The sequence below is a fragment of the Planococcus daihaiensis genome, from assembly GCF_049262615.1.
Classification (GTDB): Bacteria; Bacillota; Bacilli; order Bacillales_A; family Planococcaceae; genus Planococcus.
Map to the genome: position 1 here is coordinate 2573096 of NZ_CP175504.1, position 14984 is coordinate 2588079.

Below are 14984 nucleotides of genomic sequence, written 5' to 3' on the forward strand. Positions count from 1 at the left end.
CAGCTTATTCATAGTTTGCGGAAAAACTGGACCTATAAAATCCCTCGCAGAGGATTCACGGAGCCCGCTTAGGGTACAATAATTGTATGTTGATTACGGAGAAATATATTCCTCAGGAGGGACCGGGAAATGGGATTTGAAGATACAGCGTTATTAAGCCGCATCCTGACAATGATGACTCTTTCATTTCATATTTTATACGCTACAATTGGAGTCGGCATTCCACTGATGATTTTGATCGCTCAGTGGGTCGGGATTAAAAAGAATGATGAGCATTATATTTTGCTCGCCCGCAGGTGGGCGAGAGGATTTGTTATTACGGTAGCCGTCGGGGTCGTGACCGGGACAGCGATTGGCCTGCAATTGTCGCTGCTGTGGCCGAATTTTATGCAATTGGCGGGCAATGTAATCGCCTTGCCGTTGTTCATGGAAGTTTTCGCATTTTTCTTTGAAGCCATTTTCCTCGGCATTTATCTTTATACATGGGATCGTTTCGAAGACCAGCGCAAGCATTTGTTGCTGCTGATTCCTGTCGCGTTGGGGGCAGCCGCTTCTTCTGTCTTCATTACCATAGTCAACGCCTTCATGAACGCACCGCAAGGCTTTGATATCTTAAACGGTGAACTCGTCAACATCAGCCCGCTGCTCGCAATGTTCAGTCCGGCGGTGCCGACGAAAGTCGCTCACGTTATGGCGACGGCTTTCATGACCAGCGCATTTGTTCTGGCATCGATTGCCGCGCTGCGCCTGGTGCAGGGATCCAATCATATCTACCATAAAAAAGCGTTGCTGCTGACGATGAAAATCGGCTTTGTGTTCGCGGTGGCCACTGCGATCATCGGCGATTTCTCGGGTAAATACCTTGCAGAATACCAGCCGGAGAAGCTGGCAGCAGCTGAATGGCATTTTGAAACAGGTGGAGACGCAGAATTGGTGCTCTTCGGTGTGCTTGACGGCGAGGAACCAAAATATGCCATCAAGATTCCTTACGCATTGAGTATACTGGCACATGGCGATCCGACAGCTGAGGTTACCGGGTTGAATGAATTCCCGGAAGATGAAAGGCCGCCGCTGTGGATCCATTACCTGTTCGATACGATGGTGACCATCGGCATGTGGCTGGCATTCTTCTCCTTCGTTTTCCTTATCGGAACCTGGCGCAACTGGTCGATCATTACGAAGAAATGGTTCCGCTGGCTGACAGTAGCAGGAGGGCCGCTCGCATTGATCGCCATCGAAGCCGGCTGGTGGTTTACGGAAGTGGGCCGACAGCCATGGATTATGGTTGGCCATATGCGAACCAGTGAAGCTGCCACGACAAGCGGGCAGGTCGATCTGATGATCATCCTTTTCGCAGGCCTGTATTTCATATTGGGAATCGGAACGATTGTCGTTCTGTCCCGGATGTATAAACGCAATCCGGTGGAAAAAGAATTGGTTGATCGCGAAAATGCTAAAAAGGGCGGTGATCCGGAATGACATTAGAAATCATTGGCGTTTCGGTTCTCTGGCTGTTTCTGTTTCTATACGTCATTGTGGCATCCATCGATTTCGGGGCCGGCTTTTTCAATGCCTATAGCGCGTTCACCAACAAGCAGCATATCCTGACGGGCATCATTCAGCGGTATCTGTCGCCGGTATGGGAAGTAACGAACGTGTTTTTCGTTTTCTTCTTTGTGGGGATCATCGGATTTTTCCCGCAGACCGCATTTTATTACGGCACCACCCTGTTGATTCCGGCGAGTATAGCGCTTGTGTTGCTGGCGATACGCGGTTCCTATTACGCCTTCGCCACGTACGGTGCAAAAATTGATCACCGCGGCTATATTTATATGTATGGTTTGTCGGGGCTTCTATTGCCGGCGTCATTATCTCCGGTGCTGGCAATTTCGGAAGGCGGATTCATCAAAATGGACGGCAGCCAGCCATACCTAGATTATTGGGCGCTTTTCACCAGCCCATTGATGTGGAGCATCGTTGTCCTCAGTCTCACGGCTGTGCTTTATATATCGGCCGTATTTCTGACGTGGTACGCCAATAAAGCCGGGGATGCCAAAGCGACGGATTTGATGCGGAAATATGCTCTGGTGTGGGCAGGACCGGCAATTGTGACCGCAACGGGTATCATTTATGAGCTCCGTGCCCATAACCCGGAACATTTCAGCCGCATCCTTGACCTGTGGTGGGCTTTCGCCATTTCGTTCCTGCTGTTCGCGGGTACAGTCTATCTGATCTGGAAAAGAAAAAATTATGGTTTGGCGTTCATCCTGCTGGTCGGCCAATTCTTTACGGCTTTCTTCGCGTATGGCGTTTCCCATTATCCTTATCTTCTGTATCCATATTTGACGATCTACGACAGCTTTACCAATGAAGCAATGGCGATTGCATTGATCATCGCCTTTATCGCGGGGCTCGGTTTATTGTTGCCATCCTTGTATCTCCTGTTCCGTCTGTTCTTGTTTGATAAAGATTACGTCAAAGGCAAATCGGATTATCATGCGTAAAAGGAGGCACTTTCCATGCAGGATTTCTTAATATTTTATGCACCGTTTCTCGTATTGATCGCAGCATTGATCTTCGGTTTCTGGTTCGCGTTGAAAGACGGAGCAGTATCGAAGGATCGTGACTGACTGACGTGCCCAGGCTTTGCCTGGGCACGTTTTTTCATGTAGAATAAACGAATGTGAAATGGAGTGAACGAATTGAAACCTGTAACGAAAAATGAACGGCTGTTGGTCCACGTGGAAGATTTAACCCACGACGGAGCCGGCGTTGCCAAAGTAGAAGGCTATCCTTTATTTATCCACGGCGCATTGCCGGGGGAAGACGTCCATGTCCACGTAATGAAAACTTTAAAATCCTACGGCTTTGCAAAATTGCTTCAAATCGAAAATGCCTCACCGTTCCGGGTGGAAGCGCCTTGTCCGGTATTTGATACATGCGGCGGCTGCCAGATTCAGCATCTTTCCTATGAAGGCCAGATGACATTCAAACGCAAACTCGTCCGCGATGCCATCACCCGCATCGGAAAATTGCCGGATGTTCCGGTCCACGCCGTCAAAGGGATGGAAGATCCGTGGCGTTACCGCAATAAATCGCAGATTCCTTTCGGTATGGAAGATGGCCGTGTGGTTGCCGGGTTTTACCAGCCGCGTTCCCACCGCATTGCGGATACGGACATCTGCCTGATCCAAACGCCGGAAGCTGATACTTTAATGGCTGGCATCAAACAGAAGCTGATGGAATTCGGCATCGAGCCGTATGAAGAAGAGACGCATCGCGGGCAGCTGCGCCACGTCGTCGTTCGCAAAGCGCGTGCCACCGGCGAGGTCATGGTGGTCTTGATTACCAAAAAGAAAAAATTTCCGCAGGCGGCGCAAGCTGTTGAACTGATCCGGCAGCTTGTGCCCGATACTGTGTCAGTCGTCCAGAACGTCAATCCTGAAAAAACGAATGTCATTTTCGGGGATGAAACAATTACTATTTGGGGCAAAGACGTTATTGAAGACAAGATCGGCGACGTCCGTTTTGAAATTTCCGCCCGCTCGTTCTATCAGATCAATCCGGAGCAGACCGAAGTGCTTTACGGACAGGCGCTCGAATATGCCAACCTGACCGGCAATGAAACCGTCATCGACGCCTATTGTGGCATCGGCACAATTTCGTTGTTCCTGGCCAAACGCGCCAAATTCGTCATGGGTGTCGAAATCGTGGCGCCGGCAATTGAAGACGCCAAACGCAATGCCGAGCTCAACGGCCTCAGCAACACACTCTTTGAGGCGGGACCTGCCGAACAGGTGATTCCGCGCTGGTATAAAGAAGGCAAACGGGCCGATGTGCTTGTCGTCGATCCGCCGCGCAAAGGCTGCGATGAGCAATTGCTTCAAACCATTCTGAAACAGCGGCCGGAACGCGTTGTCTATGTTTCCTGCAACCCGGCGACGCTTGCCAGAGATCTTCGCATTCTTGAAGACGGCGGCTACCGCACCCAGGAAGTTCAGCCGGTGGACATGTTCCCGCAATCCACCCACTGCGAAGCGGTCGCATGGCTGCAGCTTGAGAAATAACAGAATATAATATTGAAACCGGTCGCGAAATAGGTCCGGTTTTTCTTTTGTTTTATTTCGATGGAATGTGTTTCGTGCAGGGTCCCGGAGGGGTAAAGACAAGAGAATACCTCACAAGGAGAGAACAAACAGCATGGACCAGATACCCCAATCGAAATTTGAAAATAAACGCTCGATGGTCATCGAGGAATTGGTGGCGCAGAACGTCTTTAAAATTAATGGACGGCAATTATATGAGTTGAGCTTATATGAATTAATGAAGGAATATACCCAGAAAAGCCTTAGCTCGTAAGCTACGGCTTTTTCTTTCTTTTCATATAAGATTAAAGTGGATGAAGGAGGAAAGTCTATGCATCATAAGAAGCTGGAAGATTACCGGAGTGAAAAACTGGATGAAATGACCCTTTCCGAAATGCAGAAGGAAATGAAGGCGGGCAATATCAATTCAGAAGAATTGGTGTTGATGTATAAGGAGAATATTTCACTGCGTGATAAAAACATCAATGCGCTGTTGGAAATTAACCCGGATGCCCTCCAGGTTGCCCAATCACTGGATTTTGAGCAGCAGCGCAAAGGCTTCAAAAGTCCGTTGCATGGCATTCCCATCGTGGTGAAAGATAATATGGAAACGGGCGATAAAATGCATACCAGTGCCGGTTCCCTGGCACTCGAAAATCATTACGCCCTGAACGATGCATTTTTGATCGAAAAACTGCGCAAAGCAGGTGCCGTCATTTTAGGCAAAACCAATATGACGGAATGGGCAAATTTCATGTCCGATAAAATGACGAATGGCTTCAGTTCGCGCGGGGGGCAGGTGAATAATCCCTATGGCGCTTTCGATGTCGGAGGCTCAAGTTCGGGTGCGGCAGCAGCAGTAGCGGCCAATCTCGCGGCGGCGTCAGTCGGTACGGAAACATCGGGCTCGATTATCAATCCCGCTGCCCAAAATAGCGTTGTGGGCATAAAGCCGACCATTGGCATGATCAGCAGGAGAGGCATCATTCCGTTGTCGCATACCCAGGATACTGCAGGAACGATGGCCCGCACAGTTGAAGATGCCGTCAAAGTCTTTTCCGCACTGATTGGATATGACCCGGAAGATCCGATTACCCGATTTTCCGTAGATTTCGAAGGATATGACTGGAGCGTCCACCTGAAGGAAGACGGATTAAAGAATGTGAAGCTCGCGGTAACGCCTGAATTGTTCAAAGAAATTTCAGATGAGCAGATGGAGATGTTTGAGCAGGCGAAAGCCAGGCTAAAAGAATGCGGCGCTGAAATTATCGAAGACGTGGATCTTGGGTCCAATCAGGAAGATCTTGGATTTGCCGTATTGCTGCACGAATTCAAAGCGGATTTGAATGCCTATTTGGCGAAAACCGACCCGATGAACCCGATACGGTCATTGGATGATGTCATCGCTTTTAATAATGAAAACTCCGATAAAATGCTGGGATTTGGCCAGAATCTTTTGGAGCAGGCCAATCTGCTGACGGGAAGGCTCACCGAAAGAGAGTATGTGGAAGCGCTTGAACGCAATCGCTTCCTGGCAGCAGAGCAGGGAATCGACGCCACGCTAAAAGAAATTGGAGCTGATGCCATCATCCTGCCGCAGGATTTCGGCTGCAATGTCGGCGCCGCTGCAGGCTTTCCGGCGATTACCGTGCCATTCGGCTATACGGAAACGCGTGAGCCCTTCGGCATCACGTTCAACGGACTGGCTTTCAGCGAACCGAAGCTTATCGAATATGCCTATGCGTTTGAACAAGCGGTAAAAGGCAGAAGAAAACCATAAAAAAAGGTGATCCGAAAAAAACCGGGTCACCTTTTTTCTATTCATTTAAAACTTCGCAAGTTTCTTCCATACCTGTTCCAACAAGATCATCAATTCGGATTCATGACCTGGAATCGTGGATAGCGTTCCCAATACACTTTCGAGCAATGCTTTCCGTGGGGATCCGCTTTTCAATTCGCCGGCAAGAAATTCAACGAGTTGTTTGGAAGCTGAATCCTCAAGCGTATTGCGGCTATAGCTTTCCAGCTGCTGAGCCAGTTCTGCAACAGACAGGTTTGCTGCGGATTTTTCGGTATAGACCGTTGGGGCAAGTATAAAGCGTTCACCGGAGTCAATTTGAGCCCGCAACGAGACCTCGAGCCGGTTGACGGCGAATGTGGCCAATGCTTTGGGCGGAAGATCTTCATCGGTAGTCAATAGCCAGACATTCACCAGCTGCTGGATTGTACCGTGCATCGCTGCAGCATTATCCAATGCGTAAGGCGCGGCTGTTTGTCCGAAAAGGTCGATGATGCGTGAAGACATCCAATCGAGTTCTTTTTTATAGGAGGTTTTAGCGAAATTTTTCAGTTCTTTATCCTGGGAATAAAAAATACTTTCGTACAGCGCGAACAGGTTTTTCTCCCGATTTATCTGTATTCGGACAGCCAGCTGGTCGGCAAACACTTCTTTATCATCCACCCGTTTTCCGGCGGCACATTCCATTCGTTTTTGGCGGATTTCAGCACCCACGGATTCCATGATGGCGATAAGGCATTCCGTTTTGGAGGTGAAATAATTATAGAAGGTGCCCTTGGAAATTCCCGCTTCATCGAGAATTTCCTGGATCGAAGTGGCGGAATAGCCTTTATCGATGAAAAGGGCGTACGCCGCGTCTATGATATTTTGTTTTTTTCGATTCATTTATACTCACCTTTATCGTCGTATTCTATAAACAGAATACCTGTAAATCAGATTTTAATCAATGAAATTATACCTGCAGTATATTTTTGTTGATAATAATATACTGCAGGTATAGAATAAGGAAATGGAGATTTAAACGGGTAAATTCAACATGAAGTATACGGAGGAACAACAGAATGACAGAACAGAAAAAACCGCCTTATGGCATAATCGCAATTCTTTTTACAGGGGCATTTGTGGCGATATTCACTCAAACATTATTGAACATCGCTTTGCCTGAAATCATGGCAGACTTTGGGATCAAAGCGGCTACCGCGCAGTGGCTGGTCACCGGCTATATGCTCGTGAACGGGATCCTGATCCCGGCGAGTGCCTATTTCATCCAGCGTTTTTCAAATCGCTCGGTATTTATTGCAGCAATGTCGTTATTTTCTCTCGGCACCCTGATTGCCGGGCTCGCCCCGACATTTGAAGTTCTTTTTGCCGGACGTCTGCTGCAGGCTTCCGGTTCAGCATTAATGATGCCGCTCTTGATGAATGTTATGCTGGCGGCATTTCCAGTCGAAAAACGAGGCACAGCGATGGGCTATTTCGGCCTTGTGATGATTGTGGCACCGGCAATCGGTCCCACTTTATCCGGCTTCATCGTTCAAAACTACGATTGGCGCGTCCTATTTTTTATTGTGCTGCCCGTTGCATTGACTTCCTTGGTGCTGGGTATTTTCAAATTAAAGAATTTAACATTCCAGAATCGTGAAATTTCATTGGACAAGATTTCGCTTGTGCTATCGAGTCTTGGATTTGGCGGAATACTCTACGGTTTCAGTTCGGCAGGCACTCTCGGCTGGTCAAATCCGGTTGTCTACATTACTATCATCGTCGGATTGGTTTCGCTGATTCTGTTCATCCTGCGCCAATTGAAACTGGATGAACCTTTGCTCCAAGTGCGGATCTATAAATATCCCATGTTCGCGTTATCTTCGGTCATTTCCATCGCCTTGTCGATGTCATTGTTTTCCGCAATGATCCTGATGCCGATTTATGTCCAGACCATCAAAGGGATTTCCCCTATCGATTCGGGTCTCTTAATGCTTCCGGGTGCCTTGCTCATGGGGGCGATGTCTCCCATCACGGGCCGTCTGTTTGATAAATGGGGCGCCAAAGTGTTGGCGATTCCGGGATTGTCGCTGGTCGTCATCACAACTTATCTGTTCAGCCAATTATCAATGGAGACCAGCTACTGGGAAATCATGCTGATCTACTCGATCCGGATGCTTGGCATATCCCTGGTGATGATGCCGGTTATGACAAACGGTTTAAATACCTTGCCGATAAAAGAATATCCGCATGGTACTGCCATCAACAATACATTGCAGCAGGTGGCAGGTGCCATTGGGTCAGCGTTCCTGATCACATTGATGAACATGCGAACGGATTCGGTGGCTGTACAATTGCTGGCCAGTGGAACAGCTCCGGAAGATATAGTGAACATGTCGATGCTTGAAGGGATTAACTTCTCATTTTTCATTTCGACGTTCATCGCATTGGCTGCGCTCATTTTAGCTTTGTTTATCAAAAAGCCGCAGCGCCCGGTGACGGAAGAGGAAAAAGAACAGGTCTATACCCGAAAAGAAGCAACAGAATCCTGATCGATTGGCCGTTCCGGTTTCGGAGCGGCTTTTCATTATTTTAAGAGACGGGCAGTTGGGGGCAATGCATCAAAAAAAGGCGTCAGTACGCCAAATATGGTACACTGAAAGCATTGAAAAGAAGGTGGAATTGAAATGACATTTATAGATGAATTAAGTCCAGTATGGCAAGAAAAATGGAAACAAACCGGTTTTGAATCAATCATGCCGATCCAGGAACAAATGATTCCGGAAATGATGGCGGGCAAAGATATCCTGGCCCAATCACCGACAGGTTCCGGTAAGACATTGGCTTATGTGCTGCCGATTTTAGAGCGCGTAGATCCGGAAAAAATGTCTACACAGGCGATGATTATTGCGCCGTCGCAGGAATTGTCGATGCAGATCGTCAATGTGCTGCGCGAATGGACAGAAGGCACGGCTATTACAGTGACCCAATTGATCGGCGGAGCAAATATGCAGCGACAATTGGAGAAGTTGAAGAAGAAGCCGACAATTGTCGTCGGGACGCCGGGCCGTTTAAATGAACTGGTGAAAAGTAAAAAATTGAAAATGCATGAAATCCGGATATTGGTCCTGGATGAAGGCGATCAATTGATGGCGCGGGAACACCGCAATGTGATGAAAGCACTCATCGAAAAAACCCAAAATGAGCGTCAAGTGGTGCTGGTATCAGCGACAATTACAGAAGAAGTGAAATTGGTGGCCGACCGCCTTATGCAGCAGCCAACGCGACTCCATGTCACGGCGGAAGAAATGCCAATGCAAGGAAAAGTAACGCATTCTTTCATCAAAGTGGACGAGCGCGACAAGACAGATATGCTTCGCCGCATTTCCCATATTGAAGGGGTAAAAGCGCTGGCTTTCGTCAACAACCTCGATCAATTGCTGATGAAAGAAAATAAATTGAAATTCCGTGACACCAAAATCGTCACGCTGCATTCTGAAATGAGAAAAGATGAGCGCAAGAAAGCGTTGGACTCATTCCGCAACGGGGAAGTTTCAATCCTGATTGCAACCGAAGTCGCTGCGCGTGGATTGGATATCGATTCGGTTTCACACGTCATCCATGTGGATGTTCCGAAGACGATCGATCAATATCTTCATCGTTCAGGACGGACAGGAAGAGCTGGCGCAGACGGAGAAGTATTGACACTCCTTGCCTATCAGGATGAAAGACATTACAAGAAATTCACGAAAGATCTGCCGTCAAAACCGGTGCAGAAGATCATGCACAGCGGGGAATTGGTGGAAGGTTCAAGCAAAACATTGACCGCAAAGGGGAAAAAGGGATGAATTTCCAGCAAAAAATGGAGCAATATGCGGAGCTGACCGTCTATGTTGGATTGAACGTCCAAAAGAATCAGCACGTACTGATCAATACAACTACCGATACGATTGAATTTACTCGCCTGGTTGTCAAAAAGGCCTATGAAGCCGGTGCGAAAAACGTTCACGTGAATTATTCGGATCCTGTCCAAACGCGCACACATTACGAGTTGGCGCCGGACGAAGCGTTTACAGAATATCCCAAGTGGTCAGTTGTCCAGCGTGATGAAGTCATCGAAAAAGGTGGTTCATTCCTTTGGATAGATGCAGAAGATCCTGATTTATTGACCGGAATTCCGGCCAAGCGTTTGTCGAATTCTCAAAAAGCTGCAGGCAAGGCATTGGAGAGATACCGCCAGGCAGTGGGCTCTGATAAAGTGGCCTGGTCGATTGTAGCGATTCCTTCACAGAAATGGGCTGCCAAAGTATATCCGGAGCTCGAGCCGGAGCAACAAATTGAAGCTCTGTGGGAAGCTATCTTTACTACCGTGCGCATTGGCCGGGGAGATGCTGTTTCTTTATGGAAAGAACATATTGATTTTCTCGAAAAACGAGCGTCAAAATTGAATGACCATCGTTTTGCGAAACTACATTACACAGCTCCGGGGACGGATTTGACGATTGCCTTGCCGGATAAGCATGTCTGGATGTCGGGGGCGTCGAAAACGCCGCAGGGCAATCCGTTCATCGCCAACATGCCGACGGAAGAAGTCTATACCGTTCCGTTGAAAAACGGAGTTGATGGCTTTGTCCGCAATACGAAGCCCTTGGTTTATCAGGGCAATATCATAGACGGATTTACTTTAACTTTCGAAGACGGAAAAATTGTCAAAGCCCAAGCCGAAAAGGGCGAAGAGTTATTGACTGAAATGATCTCATCGGACGATGGTGCCGCTTATCTGGGTGAAGTGGCTTTGGTGCCGCATCAATCGCCGATATCAGATTCAGGTCTGTTATTCTTCAATACATTATTTGATGAAAATGCATCCAACCATCTCGCCATTGGTGATTCCTATCCTACCTGCTACGAAGGCGCCCGTGATCTGGAACGCGAGCAATTGGCGGAAATTGGATTAAACACCTCCATAGTTCACGAAGACTTTATGATCGGCAGCGCCGAAATGGAGATTGATGGCATCAAGGCGGATGGTTCGAAGATTCCGGTTTTCCGCAAAGGAAACTGGGCATTCTAAGAGGTGAAGAAGATGAGAAAAGCAGTGGCAATGATGCTGGCTCCATTGCTGGCATTAAGTTTAATGACTACGGCAGCAGCTGAAGTGAAAATTCCAGCTGTTTATATTGCGCTGGGCGATTCGCTGGCTGCGGGGCAGACCCCCGAAAGCCAGATTGATACGGGCTACGCCGATTTAATTGCCCAGGAATTGGGCCGGAATCAGCCGGTCGCGTTATTTTCAAAAGATCTCGCTTTTCCAGGATTTACAACGGAAGACGTTCTGGAGCGGGTGACAGAAGAAGAGGCGCAGGACGTTCTCGCTTCGGCGAATATTATTACACTGTCAGCTGGAGCCAACGATCTGCTCCGCTTGGTGCAGGTCAATCCCGCTGACGGCTCGCTGCAGTTTCAGCAGATCCAATCGGATTTTGCACTGAATAGAGCGAGGCAGAACATTGAAGAGATTTTGAAGCAATTGACGGATGCCGCACCCGACGCGGATATTTATGTAATGGGTTATTACTTTGCTTATCCGCATGCCCGGGAATCGCAAAAAGAAGGCATTGCCCAGCAATTGGCAACGCTCAATGAAATCCTGAGGAATGAAGCTGAAGCGGCCGGGGTGATATTCGTATCGGTTGATGAAGCCTTCGGGAAAAATGCGACATCAAAAGTTCCCAATCCCGACGATGTTCACCCAAATATTGAAGGCTACCAAGCGATGGCCAATCAATTCCTGGAACAATATCGCAGCGGTTGGAGCATCGCGGACGGAGAGGTTCCTGAGCCGAATCCTATCAGTTTCGAGGATATTATGGCGCAGCAGGACGAGTCGGCTGACAACAGTTCTGAGCAAATTGATGAGGCCGAAGAACCGGATGCTGCAGATGTGGAAGATGAGTCATCTGCCCGTCTATTGCCGGATATCCAGTCAGGTTATTTGGCCTTGCGCACTGTTTTGCCGATCATTTAACCCAAAAATCCCCCTTCCAAATTATCGGAAGGGGGATTTTCTCTATTAACGCTTTGATTGGTTATTTTTATATTGGTTAGTATTAGTCTGCGCATTGTCTTTAGCTTTCTTTTTATTCATAAACTTTCGGATAATTGGATATGCTAAAGGACCATATCTAAGTGCTGTTCGCAACAATCTCCCAACTGCCATTCAAATCGCTCCATTCGTTTTTAAAGATACTATATAAATCCCCGTTTTACGGATGATTTAAACATTGAGCTTACGCCATCGCGTGGGTCAACAGGATATCCTTGTATTCATGGACACTCGAAATTTCAACATATTCGGCATTGCCGTGCCAGTCATCGCCAGTTGGCCCGAATTCGATAGCACCTTCGCCGCCGTTCACCGCCGCATAATAGCGGGTATCGGCAGCACCGTGCTGGCCAAATAGGATGGCGTCATTTCCGGTGGTGCTTTGTATGCTCTTCTCAAGCGTTTTGATGTACGGATTTTCATCGGTCGTAGTCAACGCAGGAGTGGTGGAGGAGCTGGATTTATAATCAAAATCGATGCCCAGCGTCTCTCCGAGATCCACCATCTGCTTTGTGATCTCTTTCGGATCCTGTCCGGGCATAAAGCGGATGTCGTAGGACATTTCACAGATTTCCGGAACCATATTATAGCGCTTGCCAGCATTGATGATGGCAAGGTTTACCGAAGGCTGGTCATAATACTGGGTCGATTCTTTCCGGAACGGAAGCTCGGACATGGCCATATGATATTTCATCGCCTGTTCGATGGCGTTAATCCCTTCCCACGGTCTGCTGCCGTGAGCCGGTTTCCCTTTGAAAACCATGTCCATGTGTAGGATGCCTTTGGATTGGAGCCCGACTTTCAAGCCTGTCGGTTCACCGCAGATGACGAAGTTTCCGCTGTACCCTTGTGAGACGAGCCATTCCGAAGTGTTATGTCCGCCGATTTCTTCGTCCGTGACGATGTGGAGCTGAACTTCCCGCGTTAATTTTTCGGAATCCAGTTCCGTGAATGCTTGCATCATTGCCGCCACACCGGCCTTCATATCCGCCGATCCGCGGCCATATAAGCGTCCAAGTTCTTCCATTGGATTGAATTGCTCTTCGTGGCCCGGCACAACATCGACATGCCCGTTCCAGATCAGTTTTTCATCGCCTTGCCCTTTGGAGGCCGTGAGCATCAAGTAGCCTTTATTGTCATGGATCTTCACAGTTTCTCCATTTTCTTCGAGCCACCGGGCGCAAAATTGGAGCGCCTCATTGGCACCTTCTTTTGTATCACTTTTAATTTTAATCAGCTCTTTCAATAATTCGATCATATAATTCCAGCAGCAAGTTTCGCTGCCTCCACCGCCTTTCATAAACATTTACTTTCACAATACCCTAATGCCTGCGGATGAAACGAACTTGCATCCCACCTTTTTGTTCGTTACAATACAGATGAAACCAAAAACTGTATACACCACAAGGGGAGCAATTGCTGAGAGTGAACGAGACCGTTCTTACCCTTTGAACCTGTAAGTTAATACTTGCGCAGGGATTGTGGATGGAAACCTGCCCTTATGCGGCGTCAGGATCTATCCTGGCGCCGCTTTTTGTATGGTTTTTATTAGCGGCCCTTCTGGTGATGTGCAAACACATAGGAGGATATTATGAGAAATAAAAAATTATTGCTGATGCTGGAAATTGCGATTTTCGGTGCACTCGGTTACGTATTGGATTTTATCGCGTTCAGTATGCCACAGGGAGGATCTGTCAGTCTGGTCATGATTCCGATCGTGCTGATGGCGTTTCGCAGAGGAATAGGGGCAGGGCTGCTCACTGGACTCGCAGTCGGCTTGCTGCAAGTGGTCACGGGACGGGTTTATATCGTTCCCTTGTCATTCGGTTTCGCATTTACGCAGGTGACGCTGGATTATATTGTGGCGTTTGCAAGCATTGGCTTTGCGGGCATGATGAGAACGGCATATTTTAAGAATCTGCGAAACGGACTGAAAGGAAAAGCTGTTACCTGGATTATCGCCGGTGCTTTTATCGGCGCATTCCTGCGCTATATCGTCCACGTGATTGTGGGCATCTGGTTCTTCCGTGAATTTGCCACTGGAAATGTTTATCTCTATTCATTCGGATACAATGCGACTTATATGATCCCGGCGTTTCTGCTGACAGCGTTTGTTTGTTCGATCCTGTTTATTGCAGCGCCGCGGCTCGTGGATGTGAAGGAATAAAAGCGGAAGGCTATCTTATGATAGTCTTCTTTTCTTATGTTATAATTTTGGATAGAAAAGCTTGAAAGAAGGGTAATGAATGATTGCAACTAACGAAAAAGATATTGAAATGCTGAAAAAAGCCGGACAGATGGTCGCGAAAATCCGTGAGGAAATGCGAGCCGCCACTAAACCGGGAATAACAACGAAAGAAATTGATGAAATCGGGGGACGCCTGTTCGATGAATTGGGCGGCGTATCAGGACCGAAATCCGAATACGATTTTCCTGGCTTTACCTGCATCAGCGTCAATGAAGAAGTCGCACATGGCATTCCAGGGAAACGTGTGATTCAAGAAGGGGACATCGTGAACATTGATGTTTCCGGTTCATTGGAAGGTTATTTTTCCGACACTGGAATTTCCTTTGTCGTCGGCGATAACCATCCGGAAAAAGAAAAGATTTGCGAAGCGGCTGAAAAGGCTTTTGAGCGGGCGATGACAAAAGTCAAAGCCGGTTCGAAATTGAATGGGATCGGCAAAGCGGTCGAGCGTGAAGCGAAAGACCAGGGCTTGTTCGTCATCAAGAACCTTACCGGCCACGGCATCGGCAAATCATTGCACGAAGCGCCTCAGCATATCCTGAATTATTATGACGCATGGGAAACGACCATCCTGAAAGAAGGAATGGTTCTGGCCGTGGAGCCTTTCATCTCGCAGAAGGCAGAACATATCATCGAATCCGGTGACGGCTGGACGTTCATCACGCCGGACCAGTCATTGGTCGCACAAATCGAACATACGGTTCTGGTGACAAAAGGTGCACCAATTCTATTAACTAAATTAGAGGAATAAAAAAAAGCCTGCGC

Annotated in this window: 14 protein-coding genes and 1 riboswitch; of the genes, 12 read left to right on the plus strand and 2 right to left on the minus strand. The window is 47.9% G+C overall.

Annotated elements, in window-relative coordinates; genetic code table 11:
• The first annotated feature begins 129 nt into the window (after positions 1-129).
• The 6 genes from DHX103_RS12630 to DHX103_RS12655 all read left to right on the plus strand — a co-directional run bounded on the left by DHX103_RS12630 (position 130) and on the right by DHX103_RS12655 (position 5865).
• Entirely contained in the window at positions 130-1479 is a 1350-nt protein-coding gene (locus tag DHX103_RS12630) for a cytochrome ubiquinol oxidase subunit I (RefSeq protein ID WP_422122627.1), read from the plus strand.
• Positions 1476-2504 (plus strand): cytochrome d ubiquinol oxidase subunit II, encoded by a 1029-nt coding sequence (locus DHX103_RS12635; protein ID WP_422122628.1) that lies wholly within the window; start codon positions 1476-1478, stop codon positions 2502-2504. Before DHX103_RS12630 ends, DHX103_RS12635 begins: the two co-directional genes overlap by 4 nt.
• A 15-nt stretch (positions 2505-2519) precedes the next feature.
• Positions 2520-2630: a cytochrome bd oxidase small subunit CydS gene (gene cydS, locus DHX103_RS12640; protein WP_422122629.1), complete on the plus strand. Its 111-nt coding sequence runs from the start codon at positions 2520-2522 to the stop codon at positions 2628-2630.
• Between the two features lie 72 nt (positions 2631-2702).
• Positions 2703-4067, plus strand: a complete 1365-nt coding sequence (gene rlmD, locus DHX103_RS12645) for a 23S rRNA (uracil(1939)-C(5))-methyltransferase RlmD (protein WP_422122630.1) — start codon at positions 2703-2705, stop codon at positions 4065-4067.
• Between the two features lie 133 nt (positions 4068-4200).
• Complete coding sequence (locus tag DHX103_RS12650) at positions 4201-4359, plus strand: Fur-regulated basic protein FbpA (protein WP_422122631.1); 159 nt, start codon at positions 4201-4203, stop codon at positions 4357-4359.
• 57 nt (positions 4360-4416) lie between these two features.
• On the plus strand, positions 4417-5865 hold the full coding sequence (locus tag DHX103_RS12655) for an amidase family protein (RefSeq protein ID WP_422122632.1): 1449 nt from the start codon (positions 4417-4419) through the stop codon (positions 5863-5865).
• 45 nt (positions 5866-5910) lie between these two features.
• On the opposite strand, the gene DHX103_RS12660 is transcribed toward DHX103_RS12655, so the two are convergent.
• The gene (locus tag DHX103_RS12660) at positions 5911-6768 is read right to left on the minus strand and encodes a TetR/AcrR family transcriptional regulator (protein WP_422122633.1); all 858 of its coding nucleotides are present in this window, start codon (positions 6766-6768) and stop codon (positions 5911-5913) included.
• A gap of 176 nt (positions 6769-6944) precedes the next feature.
• Between DHX103_RS12660 and DHX103_RS12665 the strand changes: the two genes are divergently transcribed.
• The 4 genes from DHX103_RS12665 to DHX103_RS12680 all read left to right on the plus strand — a co-directional run bounded on the left by DHX103_RS12665 (position 6945) and on the right by DHX103_RS12680 (position 11893).
• Positions 6945-8417 (plus strand): DHA2 family efflux MFS transporter permease subunit, encoded by a 1473-nt coding sequence (locus DHX103_RS12665; RefSeq protein WP_422122634.1) that lies wholly within the window; start codon positions 6945-6947, stop codon positions 8415-8417.
• A gap of 135 nt (positions 8418-8552) precedes the next feature.
• The gene (locus DHX103_RS12670) at positions 8553-9713 is read left to right on the plus strand and encodes a DEAD/DEAH box helicase (RefSeq protein ID WP_422122635.1); all 1161 of its coding nucleotides are present in this window, start codon (positions 8553-8555) and stop codon (positions 9711-9713) included.
• A complete protein-coding gene (locus DHX103_RS12675; RefSeq protein ID WP_422122636.1) occupies positions 9710-10939 on the plus strand; it encodes an aminopeptidase in 1230 nt (409 codons plus the stop codon). Before DHX103_RS12670 ends, DHX103_RS12675 begins: the two co-directional genes overlap by 4 nt.
• A 12-nt stretch (positions 10940-10951) precedes the next feature.
• Positions 10952-11893 carry an SGNH/GDSL hydrolase family protein gene (locus DHX103_RS12680; RefSeq protein WP_422122637.1) on the plus strand — a complete coding sequence of 314 codons (942 nt, stop codon included), beginning with the start codon at positions 10952-10954 and terminating at the stop codon, positions 11891-11893.
• Positions 11894-12155: 262 nt separating this feature from the next.
• Here DHX103_RS12680 and DHX103_RS12685 read toward each other — a convergent pair whose 3' ends face one another.
• The gene (locus DHX103_RS12685; protein WP_422124774.1) at positions 12156-13271 is read right to left on the minus strand and encodes a M20 family metallopeptidase; all 1116 of its coding nucleotides are present in this window, start codon (positions 13269-13271) and stop codon (positions 12156-12158) included.
• A 96-nt stretch (positions 13272-13367) separates the two neighbouring features.
• A riboswitch (TPP riboswitch) is annotated at positions 13368-13468 on the plus strand.
• Positions 13469-13562: 94 nt separating this feature from the next.
• On the opposite strand from DHX103_RS12685, the gene thiT reads away from it, so the two are divergent.
• Together thiT and map are read left to right on the plus strand one after the other, a co-directional pair.
• A complete protein-coding gene (gene thiT / locus DHX103_RS12690; RefSeq protein ID WP_422122638.1) occupies positions 13563-14138 on the plus strand; it encodes an energy-coupled thiamine transporter ThiT in 576 nt (191 codons plus the stop codon).
• 79 nt (positions 14139-14217) lie between these two features.
• On the plus strand, positions 14218-14970 hold the full coding sequence (map, locus tag DHX103_RS12695; protein ID WP_422122639.1) for a type I methionyl aminopeptidase: 753 nt from the start codon (positions 14218-14220) through the stop codon (positions 14968-14970).
• Positions 14971-14984: the final 14 nt, after the last annotated feature.